Genomic DNA, 23,734 nt, shown 5'->3' with positions numbered 1-23,734 from the left:
CTATCGAACATCTGTTCCCAGCTACCCCACCCACCATACCCCCATCCTCGAATGTGTGTACGACATCCGTTCGGCCCCGTCCCACCTGCGCAAACACCCCCCGACCCGGACTGTGGGGACATGTCACACACACCGGGCCCCAGTACGCGAGGCGGCACGCGAGGCGGCTCCTTCCTCGGTGAGGTGAGGGACGCCGTCACCCCGCGGGCCACCCTGCTCGTGCTCGGCGTGATCGCGCTCCAGCTGCTGTTCATCGCCTCCTACGTGGGGGCGCTGCACGACCCGCGGCCGAAGGACGTGCCCTTCGGGGTGGCCGCGCCCGGTGCGGCCGCCGGACGGACGGTGGACCGGCTGGAGCGGCTGCCCGGCTCCCCGCTGGACCCGCGCACGGTGGCCGACGAGGCGAGTGCCCGGAAGCAGATCATGAACCGGGAGATCGACGGCGCCCTGATCGTGAACCCCGGGGGCGGGCAGGACACCCTGCTGGTCGCCTCCGGCGGCGGCACCGTCCTCGCCACCACCCTGGAGCGCGTCGTCGGCAAGGCGGAGCAGGCCGAGAAGCGCACCGCGCGGACCGTCGACGTGGCCCCGGCCTCGCCCCACGACTTCAACGGGCTGTCGTCCTTCTACCTGGTCGTGGGCTGGTGCGTCGGCGGCTATCTGTGCGCCTCGATCCTGGCGATCAGCACCGGCGCCCGGCCGTCCAACCCGCGCCGGGCGGCGATTCGGCTGATCGTGATGGCGCTGGTCGCGATCGTCGGCGGGCTCGGCGGCGCGGTGATCGTCGGGCCGATCCTGGGCGCGCTGCCCGGCGGAGTGCTGGACCTGTGGGGGCTCGGCGCGCTGATCACCTTCGCGGTGGGCGCCGCCACGCTCGCCCTCCAGGGCGTCTTCGGGATCGTCGGCATCGGTCTCGCGATCCTGCTGGTGGTGATCGCGGGCAACCCGAGCGCGGGCGGCGCCTTCCCGCTGCCGCTGCTGCCGCCGTTCTGGGCGGCGATCGGCCCGGCGCTGCCGCCGGGCGCGGGCACCTGGGCGGCCCGCTCGATCGCCTACTTCAAGGGGAACGACGTGACCGCCGCCCTGCTGGTGCTGTGGGCGTGGGCGGTCCTGGGAACGGTGATCACGATGCTGGCGGCCGTACTGCCGCGCCGCGGACGGGAGGAGGCGGAGCTGCCGCCGGCGACGGCCGGCTGACCGCCGTACCCGCGCGAGAAGCGCCGCCCGGCGCCGGGGCGCACGCGGAAGTCCCGCCCCTCGCGCGCGGGACGGGACTTCACAGGTGGTGCGGGTGCCGCTCGGCGGAGCTGCGGGCTCAGCCGATCTGCGTGCCGGTGGCCGACAGGGCCTCCGTCACCGGCTGGAAGAAGGTCTCGCCACCCGAGGTGCAGTCGCCGCTGCCGCCGGAGGTGAGGCCGACGGCCTGGTCGCCCGAGAAGAGCGAGCCGCCGCTGTCGCCGGGCTCGGCGCAGACGTCGGTCTGGATCAGGCCGTTGACGATGTCGCCGTTGCCGTAGTTCACGGTGGCGTCCAGGCCGGTGACCGTGCCGTCGTGCACCTGGGTGGTGGAGCCGCTGCGGGTCACCTGCATGCCGACGGTGGCGTCGGTGGCGCCCGAGATGGCCTGCGAGGAACCGTTGTAGAGGTTCACCTCGCTCGGGTGGTCCACGTCGGCGGTGTACTTGACCAGGCCGTAGTCGTTGTCCGGGAAGCTGGACGCCGCGTTCTCGCCGATGACGTTCCCGGAGGAGTCCGACCAGGTCGAGATGGACTCGGTGCAGTGTCCCGCGGTGATGAAGTACGGCTCGCCGCCCTTGGTCACGTTGAAGCCGAGCGAGCAGCGCCCGCCGCCTCCGGTGATGGCGTCGCCGCCCGCGACGAAGGGCTTGTACTCGCCCTTGGTGCGCTTGAGCTCGGCCTTGGCGCCCAGCCCGTCGACCACCTTGGTCAGCTTGGCCAGTTCGGCCTTGGAGACCGTGCGGTCGGCGGTGACCACGACCTTGTTGGTGGTCGGGTCGGTCGCCCAGGAGGTGCCCGGGATGGTCGCGTCCTCGGTGAGGGTGGTGCGCGCGCTCTTCAGGTCGGCGAGCGAGTTCTCGACGACTCTCGCCTTGGCGCCGGCCTCCTCGACGGTCTGCGCGGCGGCCTGGTCGAGCACGTTGACGACGAGGCTCTTGGCCTGCGCGTCGTAGTACGTGCCCGCGGCGTCGGTGCCGAGGTCGCCGATCAGCGTGGAGGCGAGCTTTCCGGCCGCCGTGACCGACAGGGTCTCGGGCGCGGCGGTCTTCGGGGCCTCGCTGGCGTTCGCACTCTGCAAGGTGACTCCGGCCGCGACCAGTGCGGTGATTCCCGCACCTACCACGGCGGCCCGCCGCCTGGGTATGCGTCGGTGCTTCAACTCACGTCCTCCTGTGGGGGGTCGGTTCGCGAGGTTGTGGGGACCCCGTGAACCGGAAGGCTGGTTGACGAGCGTTAACTCTCCCCATCCCACGGGCCGTACACAAGGTCGACTTCAGGACGTGCGCACGACAACTCCAGTGTGGTCACACGGCCTTCACCTCTTTGCCCCGGGCCGGCCCGGGTGTTCGCACCGGGGAAGGCGCGCGGCCGCGGTCTCCAACCAGGGTGGGAGTCCGGGTTTCGACCGTGGGTGGATGACCGGGAGATCACCGCGCCGGAGGCTTCGGACATGACTTCTTCACGAGGTGTCGGAATCCGGGGTGCCGGGGACCGGAGTGCCGGGGACCGGAGTGCCGGAGACCGAGGCGCCGGGGACCCGCCGGTCATCAGGGTCGAAGGGCTGACGAAGCGTTACGGCCGCAGGACGGCGGTCGACGACCTGTCGTTCACGGTCCGGTCCGGAAGGGTGACGGGATTCTTCGGGCCGAACGGGGCGGGCAAGACCACCGCGCTCAAAGCGGTCGTCGGACTGGCGCGGCCGACGGCGGGCGGGGCGTTCCTGCGGGGCACTCCGGTCACGGCCGTCAGGCCCGACGCCCGGCTGCTCGGCGTGCACATCGAGCCGTGCGGGGCCCATCCGGGCCGCACCGGCAGGGCGCACCTGCGCTCGCTGGCCGCACTGGCCGGGCTGCCCCGCCGCCGGGTCGGCGAGGTCCTGGAACTCGTCGGTCTGGAGGAGGCGGCCCGGCGCAGGGTCGGGAAGTACTCGCTGGGCATGCGGCAGCGGCTCGGGCTCGCCGCGGCACTCCTGGGCGACCCGGAGATCCTGGTACTGGACGAGCCGGTGAACGGCCTGGACCCGCAGGGCATCCGCTGGTTGCGCACGCTGGTGCGGGAGCGGGCCGCGCACGGCGGCACGGTCCTGCTGTCCAGCCACATGCTGGGCGAGGCGGCGCAGACCGTCGACGACGTCGTCGTGATCGACCGGGGCCGGCTGGTCCACGCGGGCGCGATCCGGGACCTCGAACGCTCCGGGGAGAGCGCGGTCGCGGTGCGCACCGCGGAGGCCGGGCGCCTGTCGGCCCTGGTGGCCGCCGCCGGTGGCCGTACGAAGGCCGCGGGCGGGGGCGGGCTGCTGGTCGAAGGGCTCGATGCGGCCGAGGTGGCGCGGCTGGCCCACCGCGAAGGCGTCCTGCTGGAGGAGATCGTCGAGCGGACCGCGTCGCTGGAGGACGCGTTCTTCGGCCTCACGGGAGGTGCGGACCGGTGAGCCGTCTGCTGCGGGGCGAACTGATCAAGGCCGTGACCACCAGGAGTGTGCTGGGCTTCGCGCTGGGCGGGGTCGCGTTCGCCGCCCTCAACGCCCTGGCGATCGCGGCGTGGTCGGGCACGCTGGACGAGGTGCCCGAGAAGGAGGAGGCCCTGTCGGCGCTGCCGATCCTGCTCCTGCTCTGGGGGCTGGTCGGTACGGCCGGCGAGTACCGGCACCGGACGGCCGCACCGGCGGCTCTGGTGGCCCGCCGTCACCGCGGGGTCGTGCTGTCCGCGAGAATCACCGCGTACGCCCTGACCGGGTTCCTGCTCGGTACGCTGACGACCATGGTGTCGGTCGGGCTCGCGTTGCCGCTCTTGAGCGACCACCCGGGCCCGGATCTCACCTCGGGGGACGTCGGTGCCGTCGTGGCGGGCAATCTCGTGGCGTTCGTCCTGTCCGCGATCCTGGGGGCCGCCCTCGGCGCCCTGATCCGCAGCCCGGTCCTGGGAGTGGTCGTCCTGCTGGTCGTGAACTTCGCCGTGGTCCCGCTGCTGTCCGGCGTCTGGGAGGCGGGGGTCAACCTGACGCCGTTCGGCGCGGCCGGGGTGCTGAGCCGGATGACGCACCACACGACCCTGTCGGTGGTCTCGGCCGGATGGGTACTGGCCGCGTGGACGGTCGCGGTCACGCTGGTCGCGGTCCTCGTCGAGCGACGGCGCGACCTGGCGTGAACGCACTTCTGCGGCGGGCCCGGGCGGCGTACGACCTGCTGGTCGCGCGCCGTTCGGCGCTGTTCGACCTCGCGCTGGCGATGATCACGACCGGAGTGGAGATCGGGCTGCTCTTCGACGACGGGACCCCGGTCGGCCCGGTCCCGGTCGTGGTGACGGTGCTGGCCGGCTGCGGCCTGCTCGTCCGCCGCCGCGCGCCCCTGACGGTGCTCGTCGCGGCCTGTGCGGGTGCCGCGGTGCTCGTGCCGCTGGGCTACCACCCGGGCGGGGCACCCGTCGTGGTCGCCCTCGCCTCGCTCGCCGACCTGCGCGAGCGGAGCGTCTCGTTGGCGGCGCTCGTCCCGACGGCACTGTTCCTCCAGTCGGCGAGCATCTCCTCGCTGCCCGTCTCGACCGGCGCGTGGGCTCTCGGCTCGTACCTCCAGACCCGGCGGCGCTACACCCGGGCGCTGGAGGACCGCGCGGCCACCCTGGAACGCGAGCGCGGGCAGCTCGACCAGATCGCGGCGCAGCGGGAACGCACCTCCATCGCCCGCGAACTCCACGACATCGTCGCCCACTCCGTCACCGTCATGCTGATCGGCGTGCGCGGCGCCCGGGACGTCCTGCCGACCGATCCCCGGGTCGCGGCCGAGACCCTGGAACGGGTCGAGGTCAACGCCGAGCAGAGCCTGGCCGAGCTGCGCCGGATCCTCGGCCTGCTGCGCGCCCCGGACCACGGCGCGCAGTGGCGGCCCCAGCCGTCGCTCGGCCAGCTCGCCGAGCTGGTCTCCGGATACCGTGCGGCCGGGATGCCCGTGCGGCTGGAGAGCACCGGCACGGCCCGGCCGCTGGCCGGCGGCCTGGAACTGTCGGCCTACCGCATCGTCGAGGAGGCACTGACCAACGTGCTCAGACACTCCGATCCCACCCGGGTCACCGTGACGCTCCACTACGGCCGGACGCACCTGCGCGTCACGGTCGAGGACGACGGCGGCGGCCCACGCGACCCGGACCCGTCGTCCGCCGGGCACGGCATCCGCGGAATGCGGGAACGCGCGGCGGTGACCGGCGGGAGTCTGGACGCCCGCCCCACCGCCGACGGATTCGTGGTGACCGCCCGGCTCCCGGCCGGGGATGCCGGAGCCGCGGCATGACCATCCGCCTTCTGATCGTCGACGACCAGGAGCTGATCCGCACCGGCTTCCGGCTGTTCCTCCAGACCCAGCACGACCTCGAGGTGGTCGGCGAGGCCGCCGACGGTCACGAGGCACTCGACCGGGCCGCCGCTCTGCGGCCCGACGTGGTGCTGATGGACGTCCGCATGCCCCTCATGGACGGTGTCGAGGCCACCTCCCGGCTGACCGCCTCCGGCCCGTCGCCCCGGGTGCTGATCCTCACCACCTACGACCTGGACGAGTACGTCTTCGGCGCGCTGCGGGCGGGCGCGTCGGGCTTCCTGCTGAAGGACGCCTCGCGCGACCGCCTGCTGGAGGCGATCCGCGTCGTCCACGCCGGCGAGGCCCTGCTGTCGCCGTCGATCACCCGCAGGCTGATCGAGGACTACGCCACCCGCGCCGCACCCGTCCGGCCGCGGGCCACGGTGCTGGCCGGCCTCACCCCGCGGGAACGGGAGATCCTCCTCCTGGTGGCCAGGGGCCTGTCGAACCCGGAGATCGCCGCGCACCTGGTCGTGACCGAGGCGACGGTGAAGAGCCACATCGGCAGCATGTTCGCCAAGCTCCAGCTGCGGGACCGCGCCCAGGCCGTCGTGTTCGCCTACGAGAACGGCGTCGTCCTGCCCGGCAGCACGGGCTGAGCCCCCGCACACCGACGCCGCGGTGTGCGGGGGCTCCGTCACGCTGCCGGCCGCGCTCGGGCGTGACCCGTGACAGGCCGGGTCACGCCGCAGGGCGGTCTAGTAGACGCTGACGCCGTAGGCGTTCAGGGCCTCCGTGACCGGCTGGAAGAACGTCGTACCGCCGGAGGAGCAGTTGCCGCTGCCGCCGGAGGTCAGACCGTACGCGGTGCCGTTGCTGCCGTAGAGCGGACCGCCGGAGTCGCCGGGCTCGGCGCAGACCGTGGTCTGGATCAGACCACCGACGATGTCGCCGCCGCCGTAGTTCACGGTGGCGTTCAGGGCGGTGACCCGGCCGCTGTGGGTGCCGGTGGTGGAGCCGTCACGGATGACGGTGGTGCCCACGCTCGGGGTGGCCGCGCGGGTGATGTCCACGCCGCCCGCGGTGCCGGGCTTGCTGACCGAGCTGTTGGTGTACCGGACGATGCCGTAGTCGTTGCCCGGGAAGCTGGACCCGGCCGTCGAGCCGAGAACGGTGGAGTGCCCGGAGTTGGACCACCAGGTGCCGGCGCCGTCGGTGCAGTGACCGGCGGTCAGGAAGTACTCGGCGCCGCTGCTGGTGCGGACGTTGAAGCCGAGGGAGCAGCGCCAGCTGCTCGCGTAGATGGCGTCGCCGCCCTGGATGAGCTTGTTGAACGTGCCGGGGGTGCGCTTGATCGTGAGCGCGCCGGCCTTGTCGCCGGCCTGCTCCTTGATCTTCGCGATCTCGGCCTGGGAGACGGTGCTGTCGACGGTGAGCAGCACCCGGCCGGACTTGGCGTCGACGGCCCAGGCGGTGCCGGGGACGTCGGCCTGGAGCACCGCGCCGCTGGCGCTGTTCAGTTCGGCGGCGCTGAAGGTGGCCGGGGTGGGTGCCGCGTTCGCGCTGGGGATCGCGATGGCGGCGGCGGCCACGAGGCCGGTGGATACGGCGATCAGCCGAGTCCGTCTCGTGATGCCGCTGCGGGGGTTGGTGCGCTTGATCCTCACTTTTCGTTCCTCCACAGGGGAAGTCGGGGGCCCCTCTTGTGGGGTTGGGGGCCCGTGAGGCGCAGCCAGGGACGGACCTCCGGGTTCCGGATACGTCGTGCCCCTGACAAGCGCTGAGGTTGGAGTATTCGGCCGAACGACCGGTCGGCGCAAGGGTGCCTTTCGGCCGTCAAGCTTTGAACGACTTTTACCCGACCTCTGCCGACCCCCGCCGCCCCTCTGCCCGGTTCCGCGCCCTCCCGCCGCACGGGGATGTCCGGAAGTCGCCCCTCCGGATGGCCCTCCGGCCGGCGCCCGCCGACGAGCACCGGGCCGGCCGACGGGACTGACGGGACCGACGGGAACCGACGGGAACCGACGGGAACCGACGGGACTGACGGCGCCTCAGCAGCTACAGCCGCAGTCGCACCCGTCGCAGCCGCAGTTGCAGCCGTCGTCGCCGCAGCAGTTGCTACAGCAGTCACAGCAGTCGCAGCAGTTGCCGCAGTCGCACTGGGAGCAGAGACCTTCCCTGCGCTGCCCGCTCCAGGGGTCGTTGAAGGTGCCGCAGCACATCTGGCAGGTGCAGGCCAGCCCGAGCCACACCGCGCAGCCCGCGAGCAGCCCGCGCCGGTCGCGGCGCGGCGGCTCCGGGGGCGTCGGCCCACCGGGAGCACCCGGGGTGCCGGGCGCGCCGGGAGGGGCGTACGGATGGCTGCCGTGGGCGCACGACACGGTGCCGAACGCGCGGTCCACGGAACTGCCCAGCTCGTGCACGAGCAGCCGGTGCACCAGCCGCCCGTCCGTGAACTCGGCCTCCCGCAGGGCCAGCCGCACCCCGTGCACGGCGTCGTCCGCGAGCCGCCGGGCCTCTGTGAGCGGCGTCCCGGTGACGGTGAGCGGGTTCCAGGCGCCGGCGGCGGCGTCGGCCTCCCGGTCCTCCACGGCGTCCAGGAGGTGGGCGAGCCGGCCGAAGAGGCGGCCGGCCTCGGCGAGCGGCGCCGCGTTGTGCGGCCGCCCGGCGAGGTGCGCGGTGTGCGCGAAGGCGGCTGCGGTCGCGGTCTCGGTCGGCTCGGTGACGGTGAGCAGCGGCGTTCCGGGCCCGGCGAGCGCCTCGATGCCGCCCTGCCGGTCCACGGCGTCGACCAGTACGGCGGTGTCGAAGCCGACGGCGCTGCCGCCGCGCGCTCCGGCCGCGTCCCAGCCGCCGGCGATACGGCGGGCGGCGAGGGCCACCGGCCGGCGGGCCAGCAGACCGTCACCGTCGGCGACATGGTCGCGCACCTTGGCCGAGGCCAGTACCAGCGAGACGGCCGCCGCGAGCCGGGCCCCCTCGCCGTGCGCGACGGACGCGGTGCGCATCCCGCGCAGCGGGCAGGGCCCGGCGGTGCGCCGCCCGGCGCCCGCACCGCCCCGCTCGGCCTGAGCCTCCGTCAAAACCGATATGAGCAGCCCGTCGTAGTTCGTCACGATCCGTGCGAACTGCCCGTGGTCCTTGCGCAGTGCGAGGCACAATCCGCACAAATGAGCCATCCACTGACTCGTGAGACTCTCTCCGAGCCGGTGCCTGCACGGCCTGACGATTCCGAACACGACGCTCCCCCGTGGTTGGTACGACGCTGAGCTGCGGCATCGTACCGACCGCCCACTTCACCCGTACGCACCCGTCCTCACCCGTGTGCCGTGAAGAATCATATTTCACTCACAGTCAGCAGCCGTTTGGGAAACGACCCTTGGGACACAAGGACTCTCGACGGATCCGCTGTGCACCAGTACCGTCACAAACCCCCCGCGCGGCGTCTATCCACTTGGCGCGACGTCCGCATCATGGATGACCATAGGGATGCGGAAGCACGAAAGACCGCTGTGAGAGGAGGCGTCCATGGGATCGGTACGCAAGGCGAGTGCGTGGCTCGGCCTCGTCGACGACAACGATGACGAGCGTTACTACGACGACGACTACTCCGAGGGCACCGAGCAGCCCGGGGACGCCTGGGTCACGGACCCGCGGGTGAAGGTGGCCTCGGACGTGGCCGAGGAGAAGGGCCGCCGCATCGCGACGGTCACCCCGGACAGCTTCCGGGACGCGCGGGCCATCGGTGAGCTGTTCCGGGACGGCGTCCCGGTCATCGTGAACCTGACGGCCATGGAGGGCACCGACGCCAAGCGGGTCGTCGACTTCGCGGCCGGACTCATCTTCGGCCTGCGCGGTTCGATCGAGCGGGTGTCCACCCGGGTGTTCCTGCTCAGCCCGGCCGACACCCAGGTCATCAGCGGCGAGCCCGCCGCCCACCGTTCCGACGGCTTCTTCAACCAGAGCTGAGGCGGGGCCGCACACCACGGCCCCGCCCCACCCCCGGCCTCTCACCGGAAGGCGTCGAGCCCGGTGAGCGCCTTGCCCAGCACCAGCTGGTGCATCTCGACGGTGCCCTCGTAGGTGAGCACCGATTCCAGGTTCGTCGCGTGCCGCATCACCGGATATTCGAGCGAGATCCCGTTGGCGCCGAGGATCGTACGGGCCGTACGGCAGATGTCGATGGCCTCGCGCACGTTGTTGAGCTTGCCGAAGCTGACCTGCTCGGGACGCAGGCGGCCGGCGTCCATGCGCCGCCCGAGGTGGTGGGCGAGCAGAATCCCCTTGTGCAGTTCGACCGCCATGTCGGCGAGCTTGGCCTGGGTCAGCTGGAAACCCCCGATGGGCCGCCCGAACTGCTCCCGCGACTTCGCGTACTCCACGGCCGCCTCGAAGGAGCTGCGGGCCGCGCCCATCGAGCCCCAGACGATCCCGTAACGCGCGTGCGAGAGGCAGCTCAGCGGCCCGCGCAGCCCGGTCACCTCCGGCAGCACCGCGTCGGCGGGCAGCCGTACGTCGTCCATGACGAGCTCACTGGTGACGCTGGCGCGCAGGGACCACTTGTGCTTGATCTCGGGCGCGGAGAACCCCGCGCTGTCGGTCGGCACGACGAACCCGCGGATCCCTTCCTCGGTCTGCGCCCAGACCACGGCGACGCCGGCCACCGAGCCGTTGGTGATCCACATCTTGCGCCCGTTGAGCACCCAGTCACCGCCGGCGACCCGCTTGGCGCGGGTGCGCATGTTGGCGGGGTCGGACCCGTGGTCGGGCTCGGTGAGCCCGAAGCACCCGATGACCTCACCGGCGGCCATGCGCGGCAGCCACGCCTCCTTCTGCTCCTCGCTCCCGAAGCGGTGGATGGCGTACATGGCGAGGGAACCCTGCACGGAGACCAGGGAGCGGATGCCTGAGTCGGCCGCCTCCAGTTCCAGACAGGCCAGCCCGTACTGGACGGCGCTCGCGCCGGCGCAGCCGTATCCCTCCAGGGACATGCCGAGCGCGCCGATGCCCCCGAGCTCGCGCGCGAGCTCCCGGATCCCGGGCAGCTCGCCCTTCTCGTACCAGTCCGCGACGTACGGCAGCACGCGGTCCGCGGCCCAGCCCCGCACGGTGTCCCGGACCGCCAGGTCCTCCGGTTCCAGCAGGTCGTCGATGCCGAGGGGGTCGGCGGGGTCGAACGCGGGCAACTTGGGGGACGCGGCCATGGGACACCCTCCGGGGAACTTTAAAACTAGCGGCGCTAGTTACGACTCTCATGCCGACGTTACGACGCACCGCTCCGCACGTCCACCATGCCCGTCTCCCACACACCAGCCGTTCACCGTCGGGAACGAGGCGGACGTCGCCCGTGGGGGTGATCCGCCGTCTGCGGCTTGCGGTGGGGGGATGGCGCCACGCGGTGCGAAGAGCGGTGACGGCCCGTCGCGGCGGGGAGGCAGCTCACGGCAGGCCCTGCAACACCTCGCGCAGGGGGCGGTGTGACCGTTCGTGGCGCACTGCGCGCGAGCCCACGACGCCCCGGCTCCGAAACCGGCCCCATGACAGCCGACGGCCGCCGGACTCTGGAACCGGCCCCATGACAGCCGGCGGCCGCCGGGGCTCTGGAACCGGACCCATCGCGGCCTGCGGCCGCCGACGCTCCTCGGCCACCCACAGGCGACGCCCCCGGCTCACACCGACACGCGTGACTCCACCGCCCCCCGAGGCGCCGGCACCGAAACCTCCTCGCACTGCATCACCCGCGGCAGCCGCAACGCCATCACCGCCCCCAACAGCAACAACACCGCACTCACCACCAGCGTCACATGCAGCCCGTGCACGAACGCGTCCCCCGCCGCCCGCCGCAACGCGACCCCCGCGGGCCCCCCGAGCTGTCCGGCAACCTCGTACGCCTCCCCCAGCGAATGCCCCGCCGCCGCCGACGCCGGCGCCGGCACCCCGGGCACACCCCCCGTCAGTCCGGGCGCGTACGCCGCGTTCATCACGCTGCCCAGCAGGGCGATGCCGATCCCGGCGCCCAGCTGGTACGAGGTCTCCCCGATCGCCGCCGCGCCGCCCGACTGCTCCTGCGGCGCCTCGCTCAGCATCGACTCGTACGCCCCGAACAGCGTCGTCTCCAGACCGAAGCCGAGCAGCACGAACCCGGTCAGCAGCAGCGCGCAGTTGTCGGCCCGGCCCATCGCCGTGAGCAGCACCACCGCGAAGGCCGTCAGGCAGAACCCCGCGCACACCATCCGCCGCGGCCCGAAGCGCCGCAGCAGCCGCGCACCCGCGAGCCCCGCCGCCATCGCCGCGAAGGTCAGCGGCAGCAGCCGCAGCCCGGTCTCCAGCGGGGAAAGACCGAGCACCAGTTGCAGGTACTGCGCGGCGATCAGCTCGAGCCCCACCAGCGCCAGCATGGCCAGCACGATGCACCCCACCGACGTACTGAACGCCGGCCGCCGGAACATCGCGAGGTCGACCAGCGGATACGTACGCCGCCGCTGCCGCCGTACGAACCCCGCCAGCAGCGCCGCGCCCGCCGCCAGCGGCAGCAGGGTGAGCAGACTCGCCACCGGCTCCCCGCCGCCCAGCCGCTTCACGCCCAGGACGACCCCGAACAGCCCGGCCGCCGCCATCAGCGCGCCGACGACGTCCCAGGGCCCGCGGCCGTCGCCCTTCGACTCGGGCAGCAGCAGCCGCCCCACCGGCAGGCTGACCAGCATCAGCGGGATGTTGACGAGGAAGACCGAACCCCACCAAAAGTGCTCGAGGAGGAAGCCGCCGAGCAGCGGTCCGACCGCCGCGCCGACCGCGGCCACGGCGCTCCAGATGCCGATGGCCAGCGCCCGCTCCCGCCGGTCGGGGAAGACCTGCCGCAGGATCGACAGCGTCGCCGGCATGATCATCGCGCCGCCGACGCCGAGCAGCGCGCGGGCCGCGATCAGCACCTGGGCGGTGTCGGCGAGGGCCGCGAGCGCGGAGGCGACGCCGAAGAGGGCGTAGCCGAGCAGGAGGATCCGTCTGCGGCCCACCCGGTCGCCCAGCGTGCCGAAGAGGATCAGCAGCGATGCGCAGACCAGCGGATAGACGTCGACGATCCAGAGCAGTTCGATGGCGCCGGGCCTGAGGTCCTCGGTGACGGCGGGGACCGCCACGTGCAGCACGGTCGCGTCGACGGCGACGAGCAGCAGGCTGGCACAGAGGACGACCAGGACCACCCAGCGGTTGGCACCGGCCCCGGTCGCCCGACGGCGCGGCCCAGCGGCAGCCGTGGTCGTCCCGGACATGTACGTACCTCCAAGATGTTCCCTCGCGTCCGGCGGGCCGCGGGGTGGGGACTCCCTGCGGCTCGGCCGGAGGGGAGCGGGGGCTCCGGGCCGTGCAACGGAACGCGAGTGATTCGCCAGAGTACGCCAGACCGTGCACCACACACGTGGCAGGTCTCACACATCCCGCGTCACCCGTGTGGCATACGCCACTGCGGCCGCCGCCCCGCCCGCCCCGGCGGGACGGCGGCCCCCGCGCCCGGCAGATAATCGAGCCCGTGACCGATCTTGAAACGCGCACCGCGGGCCGCCCCGGCGCCCCGGGCCCGCCCGGTGCCCTGCGCCGGGCCGCCCCGGCGCTCCTCGGCTACGCGGCCGTACGCGCCCTGGGCCTGCTCGCCCTGGTCCTGTGGAGCGCCGCGCGCGACAAGAGCGCGTACACGCTGCTGACGGCCCGCTGGGACTCCCTCTGGTACACCAGGGTCGCCGAGCTGGGATACGGCTACGAGGTGCGGCTGCCGAACGGCGACGTCCACTCCAACCTGGCCTTCTTCCCGCTGCTGCCCTGGCTGGAGCGGCTCGGCGCGGCCGCCTCCCCGCTGTCGTACGCGGACGCGGGCTTCGTCGTGAGCCTCCTCGCCTCGCTCGCCGCGGCCTGGGGGATCTTCGCGGTGGCTGACCACGTGTACGGCCGCCGCGCCGGCGGGTGCGCGGTGCTGCTGTGGGCCGTGCTGCCGGTCGGGGTCGTGCAGTCGATGGCGTACAGCGAGTCCCTGTTCACGGCGCTGGCCGCCTGGTCGCTGTACGCGGTGCTGACGGGGCGCTGGGTGACGGCGGGGATCCTGGCCTCGCTGGCCGGGCTGACCCGCCCGGTGGGGCTCGCGGTGACGGCGGCGGTGTGGGTGGCCGCGGTCGTGGCGTTCGGACGGGACCGGAACGGCCGCGACGAACCCGACGGACCCGATGGCCCCGACGGCCCCGATGTCCGGGACCGCGCGCGCCGCGTGCTCGGCATGCTGCTCGCGCCCCTGGGCGCCGCCGGGTACGTCCTGTGGGTCGGCCACCGCACCGGCAAGGGCCCGCTCGGCTATCTCGACGTGCAGGCCGGCTGGCGCAACGGCTTCGACGGGGGCGCGGCCTTCGCCCGCTTCGTCGCCACCAAGTTCACGTCGTTCCCGGCGGCCCTGGCCGGCATCGGGCTGGTGGCCGGGGTCGCGCTGCTGGTCTGGCTGTACGTGGTGTGCGTACGGCAGCGCCAGCCGCTCCCGCTGCTGGTGTACACGGGAATCGTCACCGTGCTCGCCCTGTGCGCGTCGAGCTACTTCGGCTCGAAGCCCCGGCTGCTCCTGCCCGCGTTCCCGCTGCTCCTCCCCCTGGCCCTGGGCCTGGCGCGCCTGCGTACCTCCAGGTCGGCGCCGGTCGTCTGCGCCGTCGCGGCGGCGTCCGCGGTGTACGGGGCGTTCTGGCTGAACGGCTCAGGACCGCCCTGACCGGCCGGGGCCGCCCGATGGCCGCCCCATGACCGCCGGGTCAATTCCGTACCAGCATTCGGTGAACGAATTCATAAGCACGATAAAACCGCCGACCGAACAGATCAAAGGAATTGAAGTCCAGGGCCGAGTGCACGTCCGACTCCACGGCCGGACCGGATTGCGGATTAACCGGAAATAGAGCGCCGCCTGAGAGGAATCCCACATCACATCGTCATCACAAAGCCGTTGATTCGTCAGGGATCACTCCTCACTCGCTGTAACGTCGATTGGGTGCGTACCGAACGGAAGCCCACCCGTCTGGACCGGGTGTTCGCGAGACTGGACCGGGAGCCGGAACGACCGGAGCTCCTGGACGCGCCGGAGATGTCCCGGCACAGGTTCGCGCTGTTCGCCGGAACCCTCGCGTTCTACCTCGCGATCGTGTGGGCCGTGGTGATCACCTCGTGGCTGGTCCGGCTCGACTGGCAGGTCATGTTCTTCCGGCCCTACCAGCAGTGGCCCGAGATCCACGCGTTCGTCGACTACTACGTGGTGCTCGGCCAGCGCGGCCCCACCGCGGTGATGGTCGCGGCCTGGCTCGGCTGGCGCTCCTGGCGGCAGCACACCCTGCGTCCGCTGCTGGCGCTCGGTGTCTCCCTGCTCCTGCTCAATGCCACGGTCGGCGCCGCCAAGTACGGCATGGGCCGCCTCGGACCCCACTACGCGACCACGATCGGCGCCAACGAGATGTGGCTCGGCGGCGATATATTTCCGAGCGGTCACACCGCGAACGCCGTCGTGACCTGGGGCATCCTCGCCTACTTGGCCTCGACGCACCGCGCCCGGCGCTGGCTGTCCGCGCTGTCCGCGGTCACCTCGCTCGGGGTGGGCATGTCCACCGTCTACCTCGGTACGCACTGGCTCAGCGACGTGCTGCTCGGCTGGGCGGCAGGACTGCTGATCCTGCTGGCGCTCCCCTGGTTCGAGCCGCTGATCACCCGCGCGGAGGCGTGGATCCTCGGCCTGCGCGACCGCTTGTACGCCCGGATCGGCCGCGAGAGGACGGCACGGCGCCCGCTGGGCCCGCCCGTGGCGGTCGCCCCGCCCGGTTCCGCCCGGCCGGAGGCACCGGCTCGCGAGCCGGTCGCCGCGCCCCGCGGCACCCGGGCCCCGGCCCACCTGGCCCCGGGCCCGCACACGGCGCGCTCGGACCGTACGCCGGTGACGCCGGCCGGCAGCCGCCGGCCGCCGCACGCGGACCGCCACCCGCGCAGCTCCGCCCCGGCCGCGCGCCCCCTGTCGGGCGGCTGACCGTACCGCCGGGGCCGCCGGCCGCGCCTCAGCCCTTCCAGGCCCGGGAGACCCGGCCGTCCTTCACCTCGAAGTTGAGACGGCCCACGCGGTACTCCATCGTGATGACCGTGCCCGGCGCCAGGGACCGCACCGTGGACCAGCCCCGCTCCCGCGCCAGCCGTTCGGCCGCGCCGGTATCGAGGCCGACATAGGCGTCCGGACTGTCCTGGGGCTCGGCCGGGGGTGTCGGAATCGGTGCCATGCCGCCACGCTATGCCCTGCCCCGGGAGCGGGGAAGCCCACGCCGGTAACGCGGGCCCCGGATGCACCTACGGTCACATTTCTGTCACAGGATCATGATGCGCGTTTTGATGGAACGCGTTCACACGGACGGACGGTTCTGCCCGACTTCCGCGGGCGGCCGGGATGAATTCCCGCGGGTCGCGGTGACCCCTCGAATAAGCGGACGGAAAAGGCGATCCGAGCGCCCCGGCGACGCCTCGCATTTCGCGCCCGAACACTACCGAACGAACTTGCGCACTCCTTCGTGCAAACGCCCGCAGACCGCTTACACGAATCGAACATCGGACACACGGACACACGGACGGGCGGACAGGCGGACAGGCCGACGGGCGAACAGCCCCGTGCGGCGCTGCTCGGCTTCCGGCGGCTTCAGGCGTCCAGCGGGGTGACGGCGAGCGACAGGTCGTTGTCCCGGGTGTAGTACGGCCCGGCCTCCACGGGGCCGTGCGGCGTCAGCACACGCGCGCGGGGGAACGTGAGGACGGGGTTCTTGTCGGCGACGTCGTCCAGCAGTCGCGCGAGGCGCACCACGGGGCCCAGGGCGCCGGCGGGCCGCAGCCACAGGTCCCAGTCGCCCGGTGCCAGGCCGTCGTAAGGGACGGTGAAGGCGAACTCCGTGCGCTCGGCGGCGACGTCCAGCCTGCGTACGCCGCCGCCCCCGCCGTCACCGGATCGGGCACGCAGCTCGGCGTCGGCCCCGGGCACGAGCTGGGTGCCGTACACCCGTCCGCGCACGGTCAGGCCGCCGCTCTCGAGGCGCAGGTCCACCGCCTCGGCGTGCGGGGCGCGCAGCCAGCTGCGGACGGTGAGGTTGCCCTGCCGGGTGGCGTACGGGATGCGGACCGCGACGTGGCCGAGCAGGCCGCTGGGGGTGCGCTCGGCGAGGGAGCGCAGATCGGTGACGCCGGGCACCAGGCGCCGCGGCTCGCCGCCGGACAGGCGGGCGTACGCGTCCCAGCGGCCCTCGGGCAGGGACACGCTGCTGGGCAGGGCCGCCCGCAGCCGGCCCTCCGCCGCCGGGGCCAGCGGCAGGCTGACCGTGTCCGCCGAGGAGTCGGCGACGGCGTCCGCGCCTCGGCGGCGCAGGATGAGCAGGGCCGCCCCGGCGTTTCCGCGCGCGGCGACGTCGAAGGTCAGACCGCCCGCGGAGTCGCCGATGCAGTCGGCGCGCAGCGGGGCGGCCGGTGGGGCCGGCGGCGTCATGCGGTGCGGTTCCTCCAATGGGCTTCTCGTCGTCCGGTTAGACCCGGAACCCCGCCTTCTGGTTGTCCGTGTCCGATTGCGATGTGGTCACGACCGGGATGCCCGGTCGGCAACGACCGTTTCCGGTCACCCTGTTCCTTCACTGATTTCCTGATTTGTCGACTCCCGAGAGCGCCCGCTCGACCCGCCCAGTCCGCCCAACCGCAGCTCGGGACAAGCCACTTGGAGGCTCGGCGACGTTCCCGGCCCCCACGGGATCACCCACCGGTCATGGTTCGATTCCGTCGGCCGTGGGGCGTGACTCCCGCCACTGGTCCCCCGTTGTCCTTGCATGAGCCGGGACCGCCCGGCCCACGGCCCGGGAGCCACCCGGTCCGGCCACGCACCGCATCCCGAGGGAGCCACCCGTGCCGCGCATGCTCGACGTCAGCGACGACGTACGCGCCGAGATCGGCGACGAAGAAGCCGACCGCCTGCTGGCCGGGGAGTCCGCCCCGGGCAGCTACGACTGCACGTCCTGCCGCACCCCGGGCGACTGCGAGCAGGAGCGCACCAGCACCGTCCTGTTCATCGGCGACGAGACCGCCGTGCTCGCCTTCGCCCACGCCGGCTGCCTGCCCTCGCAGGTCGTCAAGGTCACCGAGGAGCAGTTGCAGGGGGCGGTGCGGTCCATCAGCGCCGACCAGGCCCGCTCCGCGCCCGCTCCCGCCGCCCCCGAGAAGGCCGCCCCCGAGCAGGCCGTGCTCGGTGTGACCAGCGGACTGATCCTCATCGCCGGGGAGCTGCACCCGGCCCTCGTGGTGGAGCCGACCGCCCCCATCGCGCGGCCCGGCACGACGGGCGCCGGCGACGACTTCCTGCCCCTGCTGATCGAGCAGGGCTTCATGCCGGTCACCGAGCTGGCGTCCGCTCCGGCGGTGCTGCACGGCTGGTCGGTGCTGCTCGCGATGGGCCAGCTGCACGCGGTGCTCCAGCCGGGGACGAACGGCGGCCGGCCGGTGGCCTGGTGGCAGGCGCACCAGCCGCTCCAGGTCACCGAGGGCTGGCGCACGGCGGCCAACAAGCACCAGCAGGTGCTGATGTTCGCGGCGCCCGTCGGGTCGATCGGCCGGCAGCCGCGCGAGGATCTGCTGCGGGACGCGCTGGACAAGGCGGCGGCGAACGGACAGCTGGTCGCGGCGGCGCTGCCGCTGGCGGGAACCTGATCCCGTTCACGCGGGTGCCGGACGGCCGCCACCTGGGCCGCATCCCTTCCAGCGCGGGGTCGTTTGGACATACGTGTACGCATACGACGCCTTCCACCGCCACGGCGGCCCCTCGGCCACGCCGATCTACGACGCGCTCTACGCCGAGTACGTCCGGTCCTTCCGATCGCTGCCGGGCGATCGCAGCGGTGAGGAGGAGCTGGGATTCACGGCCTTCCGGAGCATCCCGCGCGGCAGAAGCGCCTACAGCGCCTACAGCGCGGGGGCCCAGAGCGCCCGCGTCGGCCAGCAGTCGGTGTGGCAGCGCGTCGGCGGCACGCACCACGTCCCGGCGGCGCTGCCGCCGGCCCCGCGGTCCGGCGGCTGACCGCCGGACGAGTGACGTGTGAGGGGCGCCCCCGGCCGGGGGCGCCCCTCACACGTCTGCGTGTTCCTGCTGCCTACTTCTTCTTCGCGCCGCGCTTCTCGCGCACCCGCACCGAGATGTGGATCGGCGTCCCCTCGAAGGCGAACTCCTCGCGCAGCCGGCGCTCGATGAAGCGCCGGTAGCCGGCCTCGATGAAGCCGGAGGCGAAGAGCACGAACCGCGGCGGCTTGGTGCCCGCCTGGGTGCCGAAGAGGATGCGCGGCTGCTTTCCGCCCCGCACGGGGTGCGGGTGGGCGGCGACCAGCTCGCCGAGGAAGGCGTTGAGCCGGCCCGTGGGGACGCGGGTCTCCCAGCCGGCCAGGGCGGTCTCGATCGCCGGGACCAGCTTTTCCATGTGCCGGCCGGTCTGCGCCGAGACGTTGACCCGCGGCGCCCACGCCACCTGGCCCAGCTCGGTCTCGATCTCCCGCTCCAGGTAGTAGCGGCGCTCCTCGTCGAGGGTGTCCCACTTGTTGTAGGCGACGACGATCGCGCGGCCCGCCTCGACGGCCATGGTGACGATCCGCTGGTCCTGGACCGAGATCGACTCGGAGGCGTCGATGAGGATGACGGCCACCTCCGCCTTCTCGACGGCGGCGGCGGTGCGCAGCGAGGCGTAGTAGTCGGCGCCCTGCTGGAGGTGGACGCGCTTGCGGATGCCCGCCGTGTCGACGAACTTCCAGGTGACGCCGCCCAGCTCGATCAGCTCGTCGACCGGGTCGCGGGTGGTGCCGGCGAGTTCGTTGACGACGACGCGCTCCTCGCCGGCCACCTTGTTGAGCAGCGAGGACTTGCCGACGTTGGGGCGGCCGATCAGGGCGATGCGGCGCGGGCCGCCGACGGCGGTGCCGAAGGTCTGCGCCGGCGCCTCCGGCAGGGCCTCCAGGACCCGGTCCAGCATGTCGCCGGTGCCGCGGCCGTGCAGCGCGGAGACGGGGTGCGGCTCGCCCAGGCCCAGCGACCACAGGTAGGAGGCGTCGGCCTCGCCACTGGGGCCGTCGACCTTGTTGGCGCACAGCACGACGGGCTTGCCGGCCTTGCGCAGCAGCCGGACGACGGCCTCGTCGGTGTCGGTGGCGCCGACCTTGGCGTCCACGACGAAGACGACGGCGTCGGCGGCCTCGATGGCGTACTCGGCCTGCGCGGCCACGGAGGCGTCGATGCCGAGGACGTCCTGCTCCCAGCCGCCGGTGTCGACGACCTTGAAGCGGCGCCCGGCCCACTCGGCCTCGTAGGTGACGCGGTCGCGGGTGACCCCGGGCTTGTCCTCGACGACGGCCTCGCGGCGGCCGATGATGCGGTTCACGAGGGTCGACTTGCCGACATTGGGGCGGCCGACGACGGCGAGGACGGGCAGCGGGCCGTGCCCGGCCTCCTCGATCGCGCCCTCGACCTCCTCGATGTCGAAGCCCTCTTCGGCGGCCAGCTCCATGAACTGCGTGTACTCGGCGTCGCCGAGCGCCCCGTGGTCGTGCTCCCCGCCCGAGCCCTCGGAGTGGATGTGGTCGTTCATGAAGTCCGTACCTCGTTCATCGTGGTGATCGGTGGAACACCCCTGTACCGGGTGATCCACTACTCAAGTGTCACTCAGCGCCCGGTGAGGCGCCTGGCGTTTTCCAGGTGCGCGGTGAGCTGCTTCTGGATGCGTTCGGTGGCCTCGTCCAGCACCTTGCGGGTGCGCCGCCCGCTGCCGTCGCCCGCGTCGAAGGGGTCGCCGAAGACGACGTCCACGCGGGAGCGCAGCGGAGGCAGCGCCTTTATCAACCGTCCGGGACGGTCGGTGCTTCCCAGTACGGCGACCGGGACGATCGGGGCGCCGCCGCGCACCGCGAAGTAGGCGAGCCCGGCGCGCAGCGAGGCGAAGTCGCCCTCGCCGCGGGTGCCCTCGGGGAAGATGCCGAGGACGCCGCCGTCCGCCAGCACGCCGAGCGCCTGTCCTATGGCCGTGCGGTCGGCGGAGTGGCGGTCCACCGGCAGCTGGCCGATGCCGGTCAGGAAGCGTCCCAGCGGGCCGACGAACGCCTCCTTCTTGATCAGGAAGTGCGTGGGCCGGGGCGCGACGCCCATGACCATCGGTCCGTCGATGTTGTGCGCGTGGTTGACGGCGTAGATCACCGGGCCGGTGGCGGGCACCCGCCAGGCGCCGAGCACGCGCGGCTTCCACAGCCCGTACATCAGGCCGACGCCGATGCGCCGGCCGACCTCGGCGCCCTTCTCGGAGGGGGCGGGCGCGGCGGAGGATGCGGTCACTTGCCCGCCCGCTTCTCCTCGACGAGGGTGACGACGCACTCGATGACCTGCGCGAGGGTGAGGGCGGTGGTGTCCACCTCGACCGCGTCGCCGGCCTTGGCCAGCGGCGAGGTTTTGCGGCTGGAGTCGGCCGCGTCCCGCTTGATCAGGGCCTCCCGGGTGGCGTGGACGTCGGCGCCCTTCAGCTCGCCGCTGCGGCGGGCGGCGCGGGCCTCCGCCGAGGCGGTGAGGAAGATCTTGAGGTCGGCGTCGGGCAGCACGGTGGTGCCGATGTCGCGGCCCTCGACGACGATGCCGAGCGGCGCGGCGGCGGCGATGGTGCGCTGCAGCTCGGTGATCCGGGTGCGGATCTCCGGTACGGCGCTGACCGCGCTGACCTTGGAGGTGACCTCCTGGGTGCGGATCGGTCCGGCCACGTCCACGCCGTCGACCGTGATGGTCGGGCCGGCCGGGTCGGTGCCGGAGACGATCTCGGGCTTGCCGGCCGCGGCGGCGACGGCGTGCGGGTCGTCGGTGTCGATGCCGTTGCTGACCATCCACCACGTGATCGCCCGGTACTGCGCACCGGTGTCCAGGTAGCTGAGGCCGAGCTGTGCGGCCACGGCCTTCGACGTGCTCGACTTGCCCGTGCCGGAGGGGCCGTCGATGGCGACAATCACGGCCGGGGCGGTCGGGGCGGCGCCGTTTTCCACGGGGGGACACCTTCCTGGTGCGGTGCGGTGGGTGGTGTGCGGGACGCGAACGCGTCCCGCACAAGGTTACCGGGCTCGCAGGACCCCTCTGACAGCCGTACGAACCCGGAACGGCCCCGTGGGCCCGCGATCACTGCCGGATCGCCCAGCCCCGCTCCTTCAGGGCCGCCGTGAGGACGGCGGCGGCCCTCGGCTCGACCATGAGCTGCACCAGGCCGGCCTGCTGACCGGTCGCGTGCTCGATCCGTACGTCCTCGACGTTGACCCCGGCCCGTCCCGCGTCCGCGAAGATGCGGGCCAGCTGGCCGGGCTGGTCGTCGATGAGGACGGCCACCGTCTCGTAGATCCGCGGTGCCGACCCGTGCTTGCCGGGGACGCGGACCTGCCCGGCGTTGCCGCGCCGCAGCACCTCGGCGATGCCGGTGCCGCCCTCGTGGCGCTTGTCCGCGTCGGCGGACTCCAGGGCGCGCAGGGACCGCACCGTCTCCTCCAGGTCGGCGGCGACGTCGGTGAGCAGGTCGGCGACCGGCCCCGGGTTGGCGGAGAGGATGTCGATCCACATCCGGGGGTCGGAGGCGGCGATCCGGGTCACGTCGCGGATGCCCTGCCCGCACAGCCGTACGGCGGCCTCCTCGGCGTGCTCCAGGCGCGCGGCGACCATGCTGGAGACCAGGTGGGGCATGTGCGAGACGAGGGCCACGGCGCGGTCGTGGGCGTCCGCGTCCATCACCACGGGCACCGCGCGGCAGTGCGAGACCAGCTCCAGGGCGAGGTTCAGCACCTCGGTGTCGGTGTCCCGGGTCGGGGTCAGCACCCAGGGGCGGCCCTCGAAGAGGTCGGCGGTGGCGGCCAGCGGCCCGGACTTCTCCCGGCCGGACATGGGGTGGGTGCCGATGTACGCGGAGAGGTCGAGCCCGCGTTCCTCCAGCTCCCGCCGGGGTCCGCCCTTGACGGAGGCGACGTCGACGTAGCCGCGGGCGACGCCGCGGCCCATGGCGTCGGCGAGCACGTCGGCCACCAGGGCGGGCGGGGCGGCGACGATCGCGAGGTCCACCGGTCCGTCCGGGGTCTCGTCGGTGCCGGCGCCGAGCGCGGCGGCGGTGCGGGCCTGCTCGGGGTCGTGGTCGGCGAGGTGGACGGCGACGCCCCGCGCGGTGAGGGCGAGGGCGGCGGAGGTGCCGATGAGGCCGGTGCCGATGACGAGTGCGGTTCTCACTGGGCGATGTCCTTGCGCAGGGCCGCGGCGGCGCCGAGGTAGACGTGGGTGATCCCGGCGCGGGGCCGGTCGGACTCGATGTGGGCGAGAACACGGACGACGCGCGGCATGGCGCCCTCGATGTCCAGCTCCTGGGCGCAGATCAGCGGCACGTCGGTGATGCCGAGCCCGCGGGCCGCGGCGGCCGGGAAGTCGCTGTGCAGATCGGGGGTGGCGGTGAACCACAGGCTGATCAGGTCGTCGGCCGTCAGGCCGTTGCGCTCCATGAGGGCGGTCAGCAGGGCGGCGACCTGCTCGTCCATGTGCCCCGCCTCGTCCCGCTCCAGTTGGACGGCGCCCCGGACCGCTCGTACCGCCACGGCGATGCTCCTTGCTCACAGTGCTGACGCATGTATCGGTTCTTGGTCCGTCCAGCCTAGTCAGCCCGCCGCGTACCGGCCCGCGGCGCCCGTCTCCTGAGACGCTGGCGGCGCCTGGAACCCCCCTCCCCCGGAGTTGCGACATGACCCACACCCCGACCCGACGCACGGTCCTCCTCTGCACGGGCGCGGGCGCGGCGGCGCTCTGCGCGGGCTGCGGCGGAGGAGGTGACGACGGCGGTTCCCCGGCCGCCTCCTCCGGGCAGGAACTTGCGTCCACGAACGACATCCCGATCGCCGGCGGCAAGGTCCTCACCGACCGGAAGATCGTGGTGACCCAGCCGGAGAAGGGCGAGTTCAAGGCGTTCTCGGCGGTCTGCACCCACCAGGGCTGCGTCGTCTCGGACGTGCGGGACGGCACCATCGACTGCGCCTGCCACGGCAGCAGGTTCTCCGCCGCCGACGGCTCGGTGGTGCGGGGTCCGGCCACGAAGCCGCTGCCCGGGAAGGAGATCACGGTGGAGGGAAATTCGGTCCGCCTGGCGTGAGCCGCCCGCGTACGC

The 23,734-nt window shown here is 73.0% G+C and carries 23 protein-coding genes; 11 read left to right on the top strand and 12 right to left on the bottom strand.

All coding sequences use genetic code 11. The annotated features are described in order from the left end of the window. Positions 1 to 120 precede the first annotated feature (120 nt). The gene (locus Sco07f_RS24040) at positions 121 to 1,197 is read left to right on the top strand and encodes an ABC-2 transporter permease (RefSeq protein WP_108989174.1); all 1,077 of its coding nucleotides are present in this window, start codon (positions 121 to 123) and stop codon (positions 1,195 to 1,197) included. Between the two features lie 118 nt (positions 1,198 to 1,315). On the opposite strand, the gene Sco07f_RS24035 is transcribed toward Sco07f_RS24040, so the two are convergent. Further along, positions 1,316 to 2,398 (bottom strand): S1 family peptidase, encoded by a 1,083-nt coding sequence (locus Sco07f_RS24035; RefSeq protein ID WP_042825866.1) that lies wholly within the window; start codon positions 2,396 to 2,398, stop codon positions 1,316 to 1,318. Between the two features lie 291 nt (positions 2,399 to 2,689). On the opposite strand from Sco07f_RS24035, the gene Sco07f_RS24030 reads away from it, so the two are divergent. From Sco07f_RS24030 to Sco07f_RS24015, 4 genes are read left to right on the top strand one after another with little or no spacing between them, the layout of a single operon-like run. Further along, complete coding sequence (locus Sco07f_RS24030) at positions 2,690 to 3,670, top strand: ABC transporter ATP-binding protein (protein ID WP_244942142.1); 981 nt, start codon at positions 2,690 to 2,692, stop codon at positions 3,668 to 3,670. Further along, positions 3,667 to 4,386, top strand: coding sequence for a hypothetical protein (locus Sco07f_RS24025; RefSeq protein ID WP_007447949.1), 720 nt, complete (start codon positions 3,667 to 3,669; stop codon positions 4,384 to 4,386). Before Sco07f_RS24030 ends, Sco07f_RS24025 begins: the two co-directional genes overlap by 4 nt. Further along, on the top strand, positions 4,383 to 5,522 hold the full coding sequence (locus tag Sco07f_RS24020) for a sensor histidine kinase (protein ID WP_108989173.1): 1,140 nt from the start codon (positions 4,383 to 4,385) through the stop codon (positions 5,520 to 5,522). The genes Sco07f_RS24025 and Sco07f_RS24020 overlap by 4 nt, the downstream gene beginning before the upstream one ends. Continuing rightward, on the top strand, positions 5,519 to 6,184 hold the full coding sequence (locus Sco07f_RS24015; RefSeq protein ID WP_007447953.1) for a response regulator: 666 nt from the start codon (positions 5,519 to 5,521) through the stop codon (positions 6,182 to 6,184). Before Sco07f_RS24020 ends, Sco07f_RS24015 begins: the two co-directional genes overlap by 4 nt. A 99-nt stretch (positions 6,185 to 6,283) precedes the next feature. On the opposite strand, the gene Sco07f_RS24010 is transcribed toward Sco07f_RS24015, so the two are convergent. Together Sco07f_RS24010 and Sco07f_RS24005 are read right to left on the bottom strand one after the other, a co-directional pair. Continuing rightward, on the bottom strand, positions 6,284 to 7,192 hold the full coding sequence (locus Sco07f_RS24010; RefSeq protein WP_108989172.1) for a S1 family peptidase: 909 nt from the start codon (positions 7,190 to 7,192) through the stop codon (positions 6,284 to 6,286). Positions 7,193 to 7,576: 384 nt separating this feature from the next. Beyond that, complete coding sequence (locus Sco07f_RS24005; RefSeq protein ID WP_108989171.1) at positions 7,577 to 8,764, bottom strand: DUF5685 family protein; 1,188 nt, start codon at positions 8,762 to 8,764, stop codon at positions 7,577 to 7,579. 289 nt (positions 8,765 to 9,053) lie between these two features. On the opposite strand from Sco07f_RS24005, the gene Sco07f_RS24000 reads away from it, so the two are divergent. Continuing rightward, a complete protein-coding gene (locus Sco07f_RS24000) occupies positions 9,054 to 9,494 on the top strand; it encodes a cell division protein SepF (protein WP_007447969.1) in 441 nt (146 codons plus the stop codon). A gap of 41 nt (positions 9,495 to 9,535) precedes the next feature. On the opposite strand, the gene Sco07f_RS23995 is transcribed toward Sco07f_RS24000, so the two are convergent. After that, positions 9,536 to 10,729, bottom strand: a complete 1,194-nt coding sequence (locus Sco07f_RS23995; protein ID WP_108989170.1) for an acyl-CoA dehydrogenase family protein — start codon at positions 10,727 to 10,729, stop codon at positions 9,536 to 9,538. A gap of 465 nt (positions 10,730 to 11,194) precedes the next feature. Further along, positions 11,195 to 12,793 carry an MFS transporter gene (locus tag Sco07f_RS23990; protein ID WP_054103243.1) on the bottom strand — a complete coding sequence of 533 codons (1,599 nt, stop codon included), beginning with the start codon at positions 12,791 to 12,793 and terminating at the stop codon, positions 11,195 to 11,197. 257 nt (positions 12,794 to 13,050) lie between these two features. On the opposite strand from Sco07f_RS23990, the gene Sco07f_RS23985 reads away from it, so the two are divergent. Together Sco07f_RS23985 and Sco07f_RS23980 are read left to right on the top strand one after the other, a co-directional pair. Continuing rightward, positions 13,051 to 14,262: a mannosyltransferase family protein gene (locus tag Sco07f_RS23985; protein ID WP_108989169.1), complete on the top strand. Its 1,212-nt coding sequence runs from the start codon at positions 13,051 to 13,053 to the stop codon at positions 14,260 to 14,262. Between the two features lie 273 nt (positions 14,263 to 14,535). Continuing rightward, the gene (locus Sco07f_RS23980) at positions 14,536 to 15,555 is read left to right on the top strand and encodes a phosphatase PAP2 family protein (RefSeq protein WP_054103245.1); all 1,020 of its coding nucleotides are present in this window, start codon (positions 14,536 to 14,538) and stop codon (positions 15,553 to 15,555) included. 28 nt (positions 15,556 to 15,583) lie between these two features. Here the strand turns inward: Sco07f_RS23980 and Sco07f_RS23975 are convergent, their stop codons facing one another. After that, positions 15,584 to 15,799 (bottom strand): I78 family peptidase inhibitor, encoded by a 216-nt coding sequence (locus tag Sco07f_RS23975; RefSeq protein ID WP_108989168.1) that lies wholly within the window; start codon positions 15,797 to 15,799, stop codon positions 15,584 to 15,586. A gap of 410 nt (positions 15,800 to 16,209) precedes the next feature. Beyond that, on the bottom strand, positions 16,210 to 17,043 hold the full coding sequence (locus Sco07f_RS23970; protein WP_108989167.1) for a hypothetical protein: 834 nt from the start codon (positions 17,041 to 17,043) through the stop codon (positions 16,210 to 16,212). A gap of 407 nt (positions 17,044 to 17,450) precedes the next feature. Here Sco07f_RS23970 and Sco07f_RS23965 point away from each other — a divergent pair, with 407 nt between their 5' ends. Both Sco07f_RS23965 and Sco07f_RS23960 read left to right on the top strand, forming a co-directional pair. Continuing rightward, the gene (locus Sco07f_RS23965; RefSeq protein ID WP_007448008.1) at positions 17,451 to 18,248 is read left to right on the top strand and encodes a DUF8842 C-terminal domain-containing protein; all 798 of its coding nucleotides are present in this window, start codon (positions 17,451 to 17,453) and stop codon (positions 18,246 to 18,248) included. 73 nt (positions 18,249 to 18,321) lie between these two features. Continuing rightward, entirely contained in the window at positions 18,322 to 18,615 is a 294-nt protein-coding gene (locus Sco07f_RS23960; protein ID WP_007448015.1) for a hypothetical protein, read from the top strand. 73 nt (positions 18,616 to 18,688) lie between these two features. Here the strand turns inward: Sco07f_RS23960 and der are convergent, their stop codons facing one another. The 5 genes from der to aroH all read right to left on the bottom strand — a co-directional run bounded on the left by der (position 18,689) and on the right by aroH (position 23,171). Further along, positions 18,689 to 20,167, bottom strand: coding sequence for a ribosome biogenesis GTPase Der (der, locus tag Sco07f_RS23955; protein ID WP_007447995.1), 1,479 nt, complete (start codon positions 20,165 to 20,167; stop codon positions 18,689 to 18,691). Positions 20,168 to 20,241: 74 nt separating this feature from the next. Beyond that, the gene (locus Sco07f_RS23950; protein ID WP_007447997.1) at positions 20,242 to 20,904 is read right to left on the bottom strand and encodes a lysophospholipid acyltransferase family protein; all 663 of its coding nucleotides are present in this window, start codon (positions 20,902 to 20,904) and stop codon (positions 20,242 to 20,244) included. Further along, positions 20,901 to 21,596 (bottom strand): (d)CMP kinase, encoded by a 696-nt coding sequence (gene cmk, locus Sco07f_RS23945; RefSeq protein ID WP_007447998.1) that lies wholly within the window; start codon positions 21,594 to 21,596, stop codon positions 20,901 to 20,903. Before cmk ends, Sco07f_RS23950 begins: the two co-directional genes overlap by 4 nt. A gap of 130 nt (positions 21,597 to 21,726) precedes the next feature. Further along, complete coding sequence (locus tag Sco07f_RS23940) at positions 21,727 to 22,812, bottom strand: prephenate dehydrogenase (protein ID WP_108989166.1); 1,086 nt, start codon at positions 22,810 to 22,812, stop codon at positions 21,727 to 21,729. After that, entirely contained in the window at positions 22,809 to 23,171 is a 363-nt protein-coding gene (gene aroH, locus Sco07f_RS23935) for a chorismate mutase (protein WP_087791714.1), read from the bottom strand. Before aroH ends, Sco07f_RS23940 begins: the two co-directional genes overlap by 4 nt. Positions 23,172 to 23,314: 143 nt before the next feature. On the opposite strand from aroH, the gene Sco07f_RS23930 reads away from it, so the two are divergent. Next, a complete protein-coding gene (locus Sco07f_RS23930) occupies positions 23,315 to 23,719 on the top strand; it encodes a Rieske (2Fe-2S) protein (RefSeq protein ID WP_007448017.1) in 405 nt (134 codons plus the stop codon). The last annotated feature ends 15 nt before the right edge of the window (positions 23,720 to 23,734 follow it).

It is taken from the genome of Streptomyces coelicoflavus (assembly GCF_003112555.1).
Lineage (GTDB): Bacteria > Actinomycetota > Actinomycetes > Streptomycetales > Streptomycetaceae > Streptomyces > Streptomyces coelicoflavus.
The sequence above is the reverse complement of the archived record's forward strand: the minus strand, read 5'-3'. Positions and strand labels throughout refer to the sequence as shown.